Origin of the sequence: Microbacterium sp. UBA837 (assembly GCF_002296025.1) — a bacterium.
GTDB lineage: Bacteria > Actinomycetota > Actinomycetes > Actinomycetales > Microbacteriaceae > Microbacterium.
Map to the genome: position 1 here is coordinate 23,461 of NZ_DBHD01000110.1, position 14,455 is coordinate 37,915.

Here is a 14,455-nt window from a genome sequence, read left to right on the forward strand (position 1 = left end):
ACGCAGAAACGTGTGGGCTCGCACCCAAACCTGTGGGTTCGGCGCTCGGTTCGGAGCTCGGGTCAGGGGCGAGCGGGGGCGACGATCGCGGCGGAGTCGGGGGCGAGGGTGATTACGGATGCCGCGCCCGACGGGTCGGGGCCGGATGCCGCGGTGATGACGGGCTCGACCTCACCCCCTCCCGCGCTCAGCAGGATGACGGCATCCGGCGCCACGGCGAAGGTGTGCGACGACCCGGTGAGATTCACGAGGACCGATAGCTCACCGCGCTGGAGCACGAACCACCGCGCCCGCGGATCATCGCTGTCGGCACCACTCCCCGAAAGCGCGTCGCAGTCCGCGAAGGCGGGATCTGTCAGCTCGGGCCGCGCGCGACGCACCGCGGCGAGGTCGCGATACAGCTGCAGCAGCCGCGCGTGGTCGACCCCCACCTCCGGTGAGGTGGCTGCCTCTGCCCAGTCCAGCTTCGAGCGGTGGAAGGTCTCGGGATCCTGTGGGTCGGGGACGATCGCCGGGTCCCAGCCCATTTTCTCGAACTCCTCGATGCGACCCTTTGCGGTAGCTTCCCTCAGCTCGGGCTCCGGGTGCGAGGTGAAGAACTGCCACGGCGTGGATGCTCCCCATTCCTCGCCCATGAACAGCATCGGCGTTCCGGGCGTAGTCAGTGTCAAGACCGCTGCGACGGCAAGCCGGTCGGTGGAGAGGGACTGGCTGAGCCTGTCGCCGGCGGCGCGATTACCGATCTGATCATGGTCTTGGCCGAAGGTCACCAGCCGCCAGGTGGGAACCGTCGGTGGGATCGGGAAGCCGTGGTCCCGCCCCCGGAACGACGAGTAGGTGCCGTTGTGGAAGAACCCTTCGGTCCAGACCTTGGGGAAGGCGCCCAGCGCGCCGAAGTCCTCGTAGTACCCCACGGTCTCGCCGCTGACTGCGACATGGAGCGCGTGGTGGTAGTCATCGCTCCACTGTGCGGTGAGACCGTACCCGCCGGCTTCCCGCGGCAGGATCAGAGTCGGGTCGTTCAGATCGGACTCCGCGATGAGCGTCAGCGGCCGACCCTGGTGCGCCGAGAGGGCATCGGCGGCCTCGGCGAGCTCCTGCAGGATGTGGGTCGGGCTCTCATCATGGAGGGCATGCACGGCATCCAGCCGCAGCCCGTCGACGTGGTAATCGCGCAGCCACATGAGGGAGTTCTGGATGATGAACTCGCGCACCTCGCGCGCGTCGAGGTTGACCGACAGTCCCCACGTGTTGCGCGCCGCATCACGCAGGTACGGGCCGAACTCGGGCAGATAGTTCCCGCTGGGGCCGAGGTGGTTATAGACGACGTCCTGGATGACGGCCAGCCCCGCGGCGTGCGCGGCATCCACGAACCGCTGATAGGCGGCGGGGCCGCCGTAGGCCTCATGGACCGTGTACCAGAGCACGCCGTCGTAGCCCCAGTTCCAGACGCCGTTGAACCCGTTGACCGGCAGCAGCTCGACGTGCGTGACCCCGAGCGAGATCAGGTGATCGAACCGCTCGATGGCGGCATCCAGGGTGCCTTCGGGAGTGAAGGTTCCGACGTGCATCTCGTAGATCAGGCCGCCGGCCAACTGACGTCCGGTCCACGAGCCGTCGGTCCACGCGAAGGCTTCGGCGTCGAAGAACGCCGATGCTTCGTGCACTCCCCGGGGCTGACGCCGCGACCGCGGATCGGGGCGCAGCGCGTCGCCGTCCCCGAGGACGAACCCGTACTCGTCACCATCAGCAAGCTCAACGTCTGCCGTCCACCATCCGCGCTCACGCACGGTCATCTCCGCGTCGGCATGGCCGGGTCGACGCATCCGTACCCGCTCCGCTCGGGGAGCCCAGACCTCGATCATGCTTCCTCCGCTTCTCTGGAACCCGAGACACCGGAGCCTGTGTGAGAAACCCCGTCACGTGCGGTGTCTCGACGCTTCTCGGGTGTCTGACGTGTCAGGAGCGCGACAGGAAGCGCGCTCAGCACCTCGCCCAGGGGCACGTCTCCGCCGGGATAGGCCCGGCCCGTGAGCGCATCGGTCCAGGTTCCGCCCGGAATCAGCATCCGGGTGTCGCCCCAGCCGCCCCCCGCCACCAGGCCCACGGGCAGCCGGGTGGCGACGGCGATCGCCCCACCCCGGTCGAAAGCTATGGCGTGCCCGGACGCCGAACCCAGCACCTCGACGGGCAGATAGCGCGTGAACAGCTCGGGCCGGTCGCGCCGCAACCGCAGCGCGCGCGAGGTTACCAGCAGCTTCGCTGCCCCCGAAGCGTCGATGGCGGGAACGTTCCCCTCGGACTCGCCACGGTCGAGCTCGGCGAGCATCGCCGCGCGCTTCGCGAAGTCGACAGCGCGACGGTTGTCGGGGTCCACCAGAGAGGTCTCCCACAACTCCGACCCCTGGTAAACGTCGGGAACTCCGGGCCCAGCCACCTGCACGAGCTTCGCAGACAGCGAGTTACTCCACCCCGGCTGCGCGATCTCGGCGACGAAAGCCTCGACCAGTTCCCTGGCTTCACCGTACGCAGCGTCGACGACGGCGTGCATCCGGCGCTCGAAGTCGGCATCGGGATTCCACCAGGTCGTTGCCTCTGCCGCTTCCCGTGCTGCCTTCTCGGCGTAGGCGTGCAGGCGCTCAGGAGTGGCGGGCCACGATCCGATGATCGCCTGCCACAGCAGGGCGTCGAACGGCCCGTGTCCCGTCGAGGCGATTCCTCGCAACTGTTCGAGCACGTTCGCCCAGCGATGCGGGATCTCGGCGAGCACCGAGAGGCGCGCCCGCACGTCCTCCCCGCGCTTCGTGTCGTGCGTCGACAGGGACGTCATCGATGTCGGCCGCTGTGCCTGCCTGCGGGCAAACGCCTCGTGGAGCCCCGCGACCGATAGCGAGAACACCGACGGATCCCCGCCGACCTCGGTGAGGGTGCCCAGGCGCGTGGCCCGGTAGAACGCGGTGTCTTCGACGCCCTTGGCCATAACCGGGCCCGTCGTCTGCTGGAAGCGGCGGGCCACCTCGAGCGCCGGGTCTGCCACGAACGGCGAGAGCGTATCGATCGCCGCGGCCAGGTCGGGGCGGCGAGCGGATGCCTCGGCCAGGGCTTCATCGAGTGCCTCCCGCCCGGCGGGGAGGTAGGAGCGGTAGACGGGGAAGCAGGCGAGGATCTCAGCCAGGGCATCGGCGGCATCCGGAGCAGCGAGCGCCACGTGCTCGGGCAGACATCGCACGAGTCGGGCGATCTCGCTGCCCTGGATCGTGTCCGCGATCATCCGCTTGGTGTCGTGGATGAGATCGGGCCAGGGTTGCGCCGGTCGCAGGCCGGTCGCGCGGCGCAGCCGCTCGTCGAGGGCGTCAAGGGCACCCTCACCGTCAGGGTCGATGAGGACGCGGTCGATCTCGGCCATGGCGTCGTACCCGGTCGTGCCGTCGGTGTCCCACCAGGCCGGCAGCAACTCAGGATGCTCCGTCGCGCTGTGCTCGAGGATCTTCTCGACCAGCGTGTACCGGCGGCCGGTGAGCGAGCCGAGCCGTTCGAGATAGCCGCCGGGGTCGACAAGCCCGTCGGGGTGATCGATGCGCAGGCCATCGGCCAGCCCCTCCCGGAACCACCGCGCCACCTCTTCGTGGGCCTCGTCGAAGACCACCGGGTCTTCGACGCGCACTCCCGCCAGGGTCGAGACCGCGAAGAAGCGCCGGTAGTTCAGCTCGGATGCCTCGAGCTGCCAGAACATCAGCTCGAAGTGCTGTCGAGCGAGCACCTGGCGGACGGCATCCGGGTACGACGTCGCTTCCGCCGGCGCGGTCCCCTCCGCGAGCGGGAACTCGTGGTCGAAGTAGCGCACCGTGCCGTGGGGCGCGAGCGCCGTCGGCGCCGGATCCACCCGGATCTCCATCGCATCGATGATCTCGTCGGCGTCCGACCCGAGGACCGGCACTCGCACCTTTCCGCCGCCGAACTCCCAATCGATGTCGAACGCTGCGGCGTACCGCGAGTCGCGACCACGCAGCAGCACGTCCCACCACCACGGGTTCTCGGCGGGCACCGCGATCCCCATGTGGTTGGGAACCGTGTCGATGAGAATGCCGAGGCCCGCGGCGCGCGCGGCAGCGGCGAAGCGTTCGAGTCCCTCCGCCCCGCCGCGGGCGGGGTCTACGCGGGTCGGGTCGACGACGTCGTATCCGTGATCGGAGCCGGAAGTCGACTGCAACAGCGGGGAAAGATAGGCCCAACCGACGCCGAGGTCGCGCAGGTACCCGGTGACGGCGGCTGCGGCATCCAGGTCGAACGCGGCGCGGATCTGCAGGCGGTACGTCGACTCAGGATGCATCGCTACCTCGACAGTTCTTCCTTGGGGGCCGCTCCCGGGACCTCGTCGATCGAGACAGTTCCGGTGGCCAGGGAGGCTGCGACGAACCTGTCGACCTCGACCTCTTCCTCGACGTGTTCACACAGCACGACCACCGACTTGGCAGCGAGGTCCACTGCCGCGCCCGGATGGACCGGCTCGGTGTTGGCGAGCGTCCCGGCGGTGTCGACCAGAACGTCCCAGTTGGGGCTGAATTCGACATCCGGGAGCGTGAACTCGACCGGCTCGTCGCCGGCGTTGAAGAGCACGAGGAAGTGCAGATCGGTGATCGGCTCGCCACGGCGGTCGCGCTCACGGATGCCGTTCCCATTGAGGAACACGCCGATCGAGCGTCCGAATCCGGAGTCCCAGTCTTCCGGCTGCATCTGCGTGCCGTCCGGCCGCAGCCACACGATGTCGGGGATGCGCTCCACTTCTTCGCGGCGGACGGGACGCCCGTCGAAGAAGCGGCGACGCCGGAACGTGGGGTGATCGCGGCGCAGGCGGGCCAGTGCCGACGTGAAATCGATCAGACTCGCGTCGACGTTCTCCCAGTCGATCCAGGTGATCTCGTTGTCCTGGGCGTAACCGTTGTTGTTGCCGCCCTGCGTGCGCCCGAGCTCGTCGCCGTGCAGCAGCATGGGCACACCCTGCGACAGCAGCAGCGTCGCAATGAAGTTGCGCTGCATCCGCTCCCGCAGTTCGTTGACCTGCGGGTCGTCGGTGGGACCTTCGACCCCGAAGTTCATCGACCGGTTGTCATCAGCGCCGTCGCGCCCGTCCTCACCGTTGGCCTCGTTGTGCTTCTGCTCATACGAGACGAGGTCGCGCAGCGTGAACCCGTCGTGAGCTGTGACGAAGTTGATGGATGCCACCGGCCAGCGCCCGGAGTGCGCGTACAGGTCGCTGGATCCGGTCAGCCGCGAGGCGAACTCTCCGAGGGCCTGCGGCTCACCCCGCCAGAAATCGCGGACGGTGTCGCGGTACTTACCGTTCCACTCCGTCCATTGCGGCGGGAAGTTCCCGACCTGATAGCCGCCGGGACCGACATCCCAGGGCTCGGCGATGAGCTTGACCTGACTGACCACGGGATCTTGCTGGACGAGTTCGAAGAACGTGGCGAGTCGATCGACGTCGTAGAACTCGCGGGCGAGGGTCGCAGCGAGGTCGAAGCGGAAGCCGTCGACGTGCATCTCGAGCACCCAGTACCGCAGCGAGTCCATGATCAGCTGCAGTGCGTGCGGGTTGCCGACGTTCAGGCTGTTGCCCGTGCCGGTGTAGTCGGTGTAGTACCGCTTGTCGTCATCCTCGAGGCGGTAATACGCCTCGTTATCGATGCCGCGGAAGGAGAGTGTGGGACCCAGGTGGTTGCCCTCTGCGGTGTGGTTGTAGACGACATCCAGGATGACCTCGATACCGGCTTCGTGCAGGGCGCGCACCATGCCCTTGAACTCCTGCACCTGCTGCCCCCGCTGCCCCGACGAGGAGTAGGTGTTCTGCGGCGCGAGGAAGGCGATCGTGTTGTAACCCCAGTAGTTGGAGAGGCCCTTCTCTTCCAGCATCGAGTCGTTGATGAACTGGTGCACCGGCAGCAGCTCGATCGCCGTGACCCCGAGACGCTTGAGGTGCTCGATGATCAGCGGGTGCGCGATGGCACTGTAGGTGCCGCGGATCTCATCCGGAATGTCAGGATGCCGCATCGTCAGCCCCTTGACGTGGGCCTCGTAGATGAAGGATTCCGAGTACGGGATTCGCGGCGGCCGGTCACCGCCCCAGTCGAAGAAGGGGTTGATGACAACGCCCTTCATCATGTCGGCGGCGGAGTCGTCGTCGTTGCGCGAGTCGGGGTCACCGAAGGTGTAACCGAACACCGACTGACCCCAGTTCACCTGCCCGTCGACAGCTTTCGCGTAGGGGTCAAGGAGCAGCTTGTTGGGGTTGAACCGCTTGCCGGATGTCGGGTCGTACTCGCCGTGGACGCGGTACCCGTAGCGCTGCCCCGGTGCGATGTTGGGGAGGTACGCGTGCCACACGTACGCATCGACCTCGAGCATGTCGACGCGTGTCTCCCGACCGCGCTCGCCGAACAGGCACAGCTCGACTCGGTCAGCGCCCTCACTGAAGAGGGCGAAGTTGGTTCCGTTCCCATCGAAGGTCGCACCCAACGGATACGCCGACCCTGGCCATGTCTGCACGGCACCCCTTCCTGGTGGGATTCCACCCTAGTCGAGCAGGGTTTCCCGGTGGGGGTGGTTGCTACCGGGAGCTCAGCCCTGCTAGAGCGGCGGAAGATCAGACCTCGAGAGTTCGCGGTGGAGCCGGACGGATGCCGTGCACCTGACGGTGCAGGCGCTGCATCCGTTCGTCGAGTTCTGCGGCGCTTGCCGCGGCATCCTTCAGCTCCGCAAGCAGAGTCTCCGGTACCTGGCGGTCGAACTTGTAGTAGATCTTGTGCTCGAGGCTCGCCCAGAAATCCATCGCGATCGTGCGGAACTGGACTTCGACCGGCACGTCGACGCGGCCGGTCGAGAGGAATACGGGAACCCGCACGATCGCGTGCAGGCTCTTGTAGCCATTGGGTTTCGGATCGGCGATGTAATCCTTCACCGAGTGCACCTCGATGTCGTCCTGCTGGGTGAGCAGGTCGAACAGGCGGTACGTATCTGCCACGAAACTGCAGGTGACCCGGATGCCCGCGATGTCGGTGATGTGCGCTCGGATCGAGTCGAAGTCCCCGTCGATGCCCTTTCGACCGACCTTGGCGACGAGACTGTCGGCGGATTTCACGCGGCTGGAGATGTGCTCGATCGGGTTGTAATCGTGCAGTTGCAGAAACTCGTCGCGCAGGATCTCGACCTTCGTCTCGATTTCCTTCAGGCCGAACTGGTAGGGCAACAAGAAGCGCTGCACCTCGTCGCGGGCGGCCCTCAACTGCGAGAGCGAGACAGTCACCTCATCGGAAGCGGGGTGCGAAAGCTGCGAGGTCGCGGGGTGCATGGCCGACGCGTGACTCATGCCGCCAACCTACGGACCGCGGGTACGAGATCGCTGTGAGTCCGGCAACCGAGCGCGACCCCCTCCCCGCCCGCACGAGGCTGCACCGTGCAGTCTCGCGGGCACGGACGGGAGGGGGAGATCAGTCCAGGACGGACGCAGCCTGACGAGCGGCGCCGAGCGCCACGTACTCACCGGGCGACGGAACCTCCACGGGCATCCCGAACACCGCCGGGGCGATCTCGCGAACTGCTTCGGACTGAGCGCCGCCACCGATCAGTACCGCGCGGCGAAGCGGCACATCGAGAGCGCGCAGGGCGTCCAGGCCAGCGCCGAGCCCAGACAGCATGCCTTCGACGGCGGCGCGGGCCAGGTTTTCGCGTGTTGTCGAGGCGAGGGTCATGCCGGTGAGGGCAGCTGTCGCATCCGGCAGATTGGGCGTGCGCTCCCCCTCGAAGTACGGGAGGAGGGTCAGGCCCGCGGCTCCCGGCTCGGCGGCCAGCGCTAGCCGGCTGAGGCCATCGTGGTCGACGGAGAGCAACGCCGCGATCGTGTCGAGCACCCGCGCCGCGTTGAGGGTCGCGACAAGCGGCAGGAAATGCCCGTCGGCATCCGCGAACCCGGCAACGGTCCCGGTGGGGTCGATTGTCCGATGCTCACTCACGGCGAAGACGGTTCCGCTCGTTCCGATCGATATGACGACATCGCCGGGGCCGGCACCGACCCCGAGCGCGGCGCCGGCGTTATCCCCAGCGCCGGGCGCGACACGCCTGCCGTCGCGATCTGCCACCCACTCCCGCGGACCGAGCACCCGGGGGAGCACGGCGTCATGGCCGAGCGCGGCGGCCAGCAGATCGCGGTCGTAGCCGTCGGCCACGACCTTCCCCGCGTCCGCACGCCAGGCATCCGGCGACCAGTACCCGGTGCCCGAGGCGTCCGACCGGTCCGTGACGAGTTCTTGGAGCACGGGACCGCGAGCAGATTCGCCGCGAGGACCGTAGCCTCGCAGCCGCCACGTCAGCCAATCGTGCGGGAGTGCGACTGCCGCCACTCGGGCTGCGTTCTCGGGTTCGTGATCGCGCAACCACCGGAGCTTCGTGATGGTGAACGAGGCGACCGGCACGAGACCCGTGCGCCGAGCAAGGTCCTCAGCACCGAATTCGGTGATGAGATCGGTCGCCGCCCCGGCGGACCGGGTGTCGTTCCACAGCAGCGCGGGACGGATGACGCGACCATCGGCATCCAGCACCACCATGCCGTGCTGCTGACCCCCGATCGACCAGGCAGCCACATCATCGAGGCCGCCGGCGGCCGAGACCGCCTCCTGCAGCGCTGACCACCACGCGGCGGGGTCCACCTCGGTACCCGCCGGATGGGCGGCGCGGCCTTCGCGGATGACCGCGCCGGTCTCGGCATCCGTCATGACGACCTTGCACGACTGAGTCGACGAATCGACCCCCATCACCAGTGTCACGTCAGCGGGCGCCCATCCGGTGCTCGGTGGCCAGCTGCTGCAGACGCACGAAGCCGCAGCCCTTGCCGCCGAAGTACTGCGACGGGTCGAAATCCTCGTAGGCCGAACGGTCAGCGAGCAGGTCGTCGTATGACTCGCCGTCGCCGAGGGTGGTCACCGAGAGTTCGGGGACGCGGGAGGCGGCGAGCGCCTCCTGCACCTCGGGGTCGGCGCGGAAGGCCTGCGCCCGTTCCTTGAGGAGCAGGTAGGTGCGCATGTTGGCCGCAGCGGAATCCCACACTCCGGACTCGTCCTCGGTGCGGCTCGGCTTGTAGAGCCGGGAACCGACAGCGTCAGGACCCGCAATCTCGCTCGCATTCTCGGGCAGGTCCACCTCGAAGGCCCTCGGTCGCGGGCAGCTCTGACCCTCGCGACGGGACTCAACCGTTCGACGATCGCCGATCTCGTTGCCGAACTGTGCACGGCGGGCCTCGTAACAGAGACCGCCCCCGATCCCTCTCGGCGCGTCGGCCGCCCGGCTCCGGATCGAGCGCACCGAACTCGTCACTCCCGGCGAGACTGCGGCTCTCGTGGCCGACACGGTCACTGCGTGGCAGGAGACCGCACTCGCAGGGCGCCGCATCGTCGGCATCGGGATCGCGGTTCCCGGGCTCGTCCGCGCGCGGGACGGCCTGGTGCGCACCGCCCCCCACCTCGAATGGCACGATGCACCGATCCGGGAACTCGTCGCCGACGCGACCGGGCTGCCCACGGCCGTCGACAACGACGCGACCCTCGGAGCCGTCGCCGAGCACCTCTACGGCGCGGCGCGGGGACTCGACCACGTCGTCTATCTCAACGGTGGCGCCAGCGGCATCGGTGGCGGTCTGATCGTTCACGGGATGCCGGTGCGAGGGGTTTCCGGCTACGCCGGTGAGTTCGGTCAGAACCGTCCCGGCATCGCCAGCACGGCCGATCAGCAAGCTCCCGAGGGCGTCCTCGAGGACGAAGTCAGCCGCTCACGGCTTCTGCGGGCAGTCGGCCTGACGAGCGCCGACGACCCGACGTTGGCTGCTGTGCTGTCGACATCCGATGACCCCAGCGTCGCCGCCGAGACCGACAGGCAACGACGGATTCTCGCGACAGCACTGGCGAACGCCGTCAACGTCCTGAACCCTCGCGCGATCGTGCTCGGCGGCTTCCTCGCGATGCTCACGGAGGGGGCCACGGATCAGCTCACCGATCTCGTACGCGCGCAGTCGATGCCCGCGAACGCCGAGGACGTCGACATCCGCGCCGCGGTCCTGGCCGATGACAGGCTCCTGATCGGCGCCGCCGAGGCGGCGTTCGCTGGCCTGCTGGCAGATCCGCTCAGCCGGCTTCCGGAGCGGCCTGGTCCTCTGGAAGAAGCGCGCTGACCGCGCTCAGCAACTCCGCCTTCGTGAAGGGTTTGGTCACGACAGCAGAGAAACCTTGCGCGCACGCGTAGTCGTGTTCGGCGGGGTCTGAGCGGGCCGTGAGCAGCAGCAGGGGCATCGCGGCGAGTGCGGCATCCGCCCGCACCGCCTGCGCGACGCCGATGCCGTCGAGACCCGGCATCATCCAGTCGACAACGGCAAGGTCCGGCTTCGACGATTGGATCGCCCCGAGTCCGGAGGTGCCGTCGTAGTATTCGTCAACATCGTGGCCAGCACGAGCGAGACGGATCGCGACGAGCCGGACGATGTCCGCGTCGTCATCGATGACGATGATGCGCGCCACGCGACCCTCCCTTCGGCAAAAGTCTGCTTCAGGCCTGCGAAAGCCCCTGCTGTGAGCCATGCTAGTCCGAAGGGGTGGGCAGGTCAGAAGGGATCGGGCATGACGCGGCCAAGCGTTGCGGCGACAATCGGTCAGGCCGCGCCACTATGGCGAGCCGTCTTCGTCGCCGGGCTGGTCACACTCGGCGGGGCGCTGGCCGTCATCTTCGCGCTCGAGCAGCGCGGCGAGATGAGTCTGGCGTGGTGGTGGCCAACGGCGGCTGTGGGCGCGATCGCAGCGGCGGCATCCCCGCTCCGGTGGCGATGGCTGACCGCAATCGCGGTGGGCCTGGCGTCGGGCCTGGGATCGGCAGTCGCCGATCGACCCCTCTTGGTGGTCGTTCTGGGGTCGCTTGGCACAGCCGCCGAAGCGTGGCTGGTCGCGACTGCGGTTTCGCGTGAGCAGGATCGCCCCCGGCTGACGACGCTGATGGATGTCGGCCGCTTCGCGATCGGCGCGATCAGCGGAGCAGCAATCGTCGGCGCGCTCGTTGGCGTTGCCCGTGAGTTCAGCGGCGGCGACTTCGTGGATGCCTTCTGGACGATCGGCGCGTCGCACCTGTCTGCGATGGTCCTCATCGCCCCGTTGGGACTCATCGCGATCCCCCGCGCAGCGTCGGTGCGCTGGTGGCGCAGCGTCGTGCTCACCGTCGCGATGCTCGCCGCCACGGTGATCGCGTTCTTCCCCGGCACACCGGTCGCGGTTCCGATCCTCGCCATGCCGCTCATGGCATGGGCCGCGGTCGCCGAGCCGATGTTCTTCGTCGCCGTGCAGCTGCTCGCGGTCGTCGGCACCGCCTCGGGACTCACCGTCACCGGTGGCGGAGCGTACGCGGCTGCCGGCTCGGAACTTCCTACCGCAACAGCACTCCAGGTCTTCACGATCTGTTTCGGCGCGACGACTCTCGCGATCTCGGCATCGCAGAACGACAGACGGGCACTGGAGAGCCGGCAGATGGCGGTATCGCATCTCTTGCATGACGCATTCCGGCAGTCCAAGAGCGGGTTCGCCATCCTCCAAGAGGACGGCCCCGGCAAGTACTCCGTTCTCGAAGTCAACGCTTCCGCGGTCGTGATGCTGCGCAGCGAGTTCGAGCGCTCGGATACGGGACGCTGGCGACTTCGCGAGGACGCACTCCTGCGACCGTCGCTGGCCGAGGCGACATACGACGTGTCGGTGACCGTCGATTGGGAGGATGTGGCACCCGGGAACCCGCCAGCCACGATCACGATCGACGCCGTCAACCGCTCCGGCCTGAACCGCGTACTCCTGGTATCGGTCCAGGATCTGCGGCCGCTCCGAGAAGCCGAGCGAGAAATGGAGTGGCGGCTGGAGCGCGAACGCCAGGTGAGCAGGACGTTCCAAGCCCTCACCCAGCAAAAAGTCGACTTCGTCGCGAGCGTCACGCACGAGCTGCGGACCCCGATCACCTCGATCCTGGGATTCGCTGAGGAACTCAGCGACACGACCGACGACCCGAACGTCCGCGAGCAGGTCGAGGTCATCCTTCGCAACGCGACGCGGCTACGCGGGGTGATCGACGATGTGTTGCTGGTGTCAAAGCTCAGCCGCGGACCGGCCGCAGCTGACGCTCTGCCCGTCACCGATGCCGGGCTGGCGCTGCAGCGCAGCATCGAAGACGCGAAGCACAGCATCCAGCAACGCCACCTTCGGGTCGCCGCCGAGATCGAGCCGGATCTGCCCGTTCACGGTCGCGAGATCGATCTCACGCGCGTTTTCACCAACATCCTCACCAACGCGATCAAGTTCTCGCCCGATCGCGGCACGATCTCTGTCGTTGCCTACCGCACCGACCACCAGGTGGTCGTCACGATCTCGGATGAGGGCGAGGGAATCGCCGACGAGGACCTGACCCACATCTTCGATCGGTTCTATCGCAGCTCCTCGAGCACGAGCCGCGGGGTGCCGGGGACCGGTCTCGGACTCGCTATCGTCAAGGAGCTGTTGTCGTCGATGGACGGCAGGATCGAGCTCGCGCGGGCCGAGCCCGTCGGAACCTGCGCGCAGATCACTCTTCCGATCGCCGATATCGAGCCGGTCGAATCCACCGGCGCACCCACCCCCTGACCCCGACCCGAGTACGCGCGTCGGGGCGCACAGCGGCGCATGAAGAGGTTTTGCCGGGGAGTCACACCGGGGCCACCCGAGGAGCGTGAACCGTTCATCCGCGACATATACCGTGTGGGCCATGGGTGCATGGAGCGTTGAGCCGTTCGGCAACGATGTCGCGGCCGACTGGGCATGGGAGCTCGAGGACGAGTCGGACTGGGGAGTCGTCGACGACGCCCTGGCGGACGCGCTCGAGGACGTCGAGGACGTCGAACGCGACACGGCGATCATCGCCGTCGCCGCAGCCGAGGTGGTCGCGCACGGTCTCGGACACGCGACGCAGCGGGATGCATACACCGAGGAGGTCGAGTCCTTCATCGTGCGCGCCGGGCGACCGACGCTCGACACGGTGGCCCTCGCGATCGCCGCACTGACCGCGGCGTGCGGCGAGGGCAGCGAGCTGGCTACCGAGTGGGCGGGGGCCGGGGATCCGGGCTGGTGTGAGGCCATCGAGGATCTTCGCTCCGCGCTGAGCACCTGAGCGCACGCGACCGCCCCGAGTGAGCGGCGTGGGTCACGCTAGGGTGTGACTCGTCAGCGAGCAGGGAGGACCGATGAGATCGCGGTTTCCGCAGTCCGTCTACCGCCATGGCTCCGAACCGGACGTCCGCTTCACACTGGCAAATGAACGCACCTTCCTTGCCTGGATCCGCACTGCGCTCGCGCTGATCGCCGGTGGCGTCGCCCTCGAGGTGCTCGGGCTCGCGCTCCACCCCGGCCTGCGTCTGGCAGCCAGTCTCGTGCTCATCGTCATGGGCATGATCACCCCCGCTTTGGCGTGGCTCGGATGGCAGCGCAGCGAGCGTGCCCTTCGGCTTGCCACCCCCCTTCCGGGGTCGCTGCTGGGCGCGATCACCGGCGTCGCGGTCACCGTCTCAGCGGCGCTGATCCTGCTCGCCGTCATCTTCGCCTAAGGCGACATCCGCGTGAGTGACGAGCTGTACGATCCGGGTCTCCAGCCCGAGCGGACAGAGCTGGCATGGCGGCGGACCGGGCTGAGCATCGCCGTCGGATCCGTCGTGGCGATGCGACTACTGCCGGCGGCTCTCGGAAGCGGATGGTGGATCCTGCCCGGCATCGTCGGGGTGATCTTCTCGGCAGTCCTGTGGGGATGGTCGCGCCGGCGCTACGAACGCGTGTCATTCGCGACAGTCACCGCCCGGGATCACACGATCGTCCCGGACGGGGCGCTTCTACTGACCCTGGCGGTGTTCGTGGGACTTGTCGGAGCCCTCGGCATCCTCGTGCTGGTCGCACTACCGCTGACCTGAGGACCTCGGCGGGGCGGTCGTGGCGCGTGGGATGAGCTGCGTGGCCAGGCGCAGATGGCGTTCGGGCGGTTCCTCACCGTTCATGAGGGTCGTCAACAGCGACATGGCTGCCGCCCCGAGCCGCCGCATGGGCTGGCGAATCGTCGTCAGTGGCGGCGACATCCGGGATGCTTCGAGCACATCGTCGAATCCGATCACCGACAGATCGCGTGGGACCTCGAGGCCGATCTCCCGCGCGACTTCGATGATCCCGATGGCGGAGAGGTCGTTGGCGGCGAAGACGGCGGTCGGGCGGCGCGGCGACTCGAGCAGCGACAGCGCCGCGGTGCGCGCAGCATCCTGCTCGTAGAAGCCGACTCGCACGATCTCGGCGTCGTAGGGGATTCCTGAATCGGCCAACGCCCGGCGATAACCGGCGTCTCTCGCCGAATACGTGAGGTGCACCGTGGAGTCCCTTGC

General features: G+C 67.9%; 12 protein-coding genes and 1 pseudogene. 5 read left to right on the forward strand and 8 right to left on the reverse strand.

From position 1 onward, the window contains the following. Positions 1–62 precede the first annotated feature (62 nt). The 6 genes and pseudogenes from treZ to B3587_RS08350 form a co-directional block, all read right to left on the reverse strand. Positions 63–1,865 carry a malto-oligosyltrehalose trehalohydrolase gene (treZ, locus tag B3587_RS08325; protein WP_292727795.1) on the reverse strand — a complete coding sequence of 601 codons (1,803 nt, stop codon included), beginning with the start codon at positions 1,863–1,865 and terminating at the stop codon, positions 63–65. Then, positions 1,862–4,330: a malto-oligosyltrehalose synthase gene (treY, locus tag B3587_RS08330; RefSeq protein WP_228177387.1), complete on the reverse strand. Its 2,469-nt coding sequence runs from the start codon at positions 4,328–4,330 to the stop codon at positions 1,862–1,864. Before treY ends, treZ begins: the two co-directional genes overlap by 4 nt. A gap of 2 nt (positions 4,331–4,332) precedes the next feature. After that, on the reverse strand, positions 4,333–6,543 hold the full coding sequence (gene glgX, locus B3587_RS08335) for a glycogen debranching protein GlgX (protein ID WP_292727798.1): 2,211 nt from the start codon (positions 6,541–6,543) through the stop codon (positions 4,333–4,335). A gap of 97 nt (positions 6,544–6,640) precedes the next feature. After that, positions 6,641–7,363, reverse strand: a complete 723-nt coding sequence (locus B3587_RS08340; protein ID WP_292727800.1) for a GTP pyrophosphokinase — start codon at positions 7,361–7,363, stop codon at positions 6,641–6,643. 121 nt (positions 7,364–7,484) lie between these two features. Beyond that, a complete protein-coding gene (gene xylB, locus B3587_RS08345; protein ID WP_292727803.1) occupies positions 7,485–8,816 on the reverse strand; it encodes a xylulokinase in 1,332 nt (443 codons plus the stop codon). 1 nt (position 8,817) lies between these two features. Then, positions 8,818–9,189: pseudogene (locus tag B3587_RS08350) on the reverse strand (xylose isomerase); the annotation flags it as partial. Positions 9,190–9,385: 196 nt separating this feature from the next. Here B3587_RS08350 and B3587_RS08355 point away from each other — a divergent pair. Then, a complete protein-coding gene (locus tag B3587_RS08355) occupies positions 9,386–10,213 on the forward strand; it encodes an ROK family protein (protein ID WP_347424433.1) in 828 nt (275 codons plus the stop codon). On the opposite strand, the gene B3587_RS08360 is transcribed toward B3587_RS08355, so the two are convergent. Further along, positions 10,167–10,556 (reverse strand): response regulator transcription factor, encoded by a 390-nt coding sequence (locus tag B3587_RS08360; protein ID WP_228177393.1) that lies wholly within the window; start codon positions 10,554–10,556, stop codon positions 10,167–10,169. The genes B3587_RS08355 and B3587_RS08360 overlap by 47 nt on opposite strands. Positions 10,557–10,655: 99 nt before the next feature. On the opposite strand from B3587_RS08360, the gene B3587_RS08365 reads away from it, so the two are divergent. The 4 genes from B3587_RS08365 to B3587_RS08380 all read left to right on the forward strand — a co-directional run bounded on the left by B3587_RS08365 (position 10,656) and on the right by B3587_RS08380 (position 13,996). Next, complete coding sequence (locus B3587_RS08365) at positions 10,656–12,683, forward strand: sensor histidine kinase (RefSeq protein WP_292727806.1); 2,028 nt, start codon at positions 10,656–10,658, stop codon at positions 12,681–12,683. 121 nt (positions 12,684–12,804) lie between these two features. Then, complete coding sequence (locus tag B3587_RS08370) at positions 12,805–13,206, forward strand: DUF4259 domain-containing protein (RefSeq protein WP_292727808.1); 402 nt, start codon at positions 12,805–12,807, stop codon at positions 13,204–13,206. A gap of 73 nt (positions 13,207–13,279) precedes the next feature. After that, positions 13,280–13,639 carry a YidH family protein gene (locus B3587_RS08375; protein ID WP_228177396.1) on the forward strand — a complete coding sequence of 120 codons (360 nt, stop codon included), beginning with the start codon at positions 13,280–13,282 and terminating at the stop codon, positions 13,637–13,639. A 12-nt stretch (positions 13,640–13,651) separates the two neighbouring features. Further along, entirely contained in the window at positions 13,652–13,996 is a 345-nt protein-coding gene (locus B3587_RS08380) for a DUF202 domain-containing protein (protein ID WP_292727810.1), read from the forward strand. Here the strand turns inward: B3587_RS08380 and B3587_RS08385 are convergent. After that, the coding region (locus B3587_RS08385) for a substrate-binding domain-containing protein (RefSeq protein WP_292727812.1) at positions 13,982–14,455 on the reverse strand (474 nt) is incomplete at its 5' end. The two genes, B3587_RS08380 and B3587_RS08385, sit on opposite strands and share 15 nt — an antisense overlap.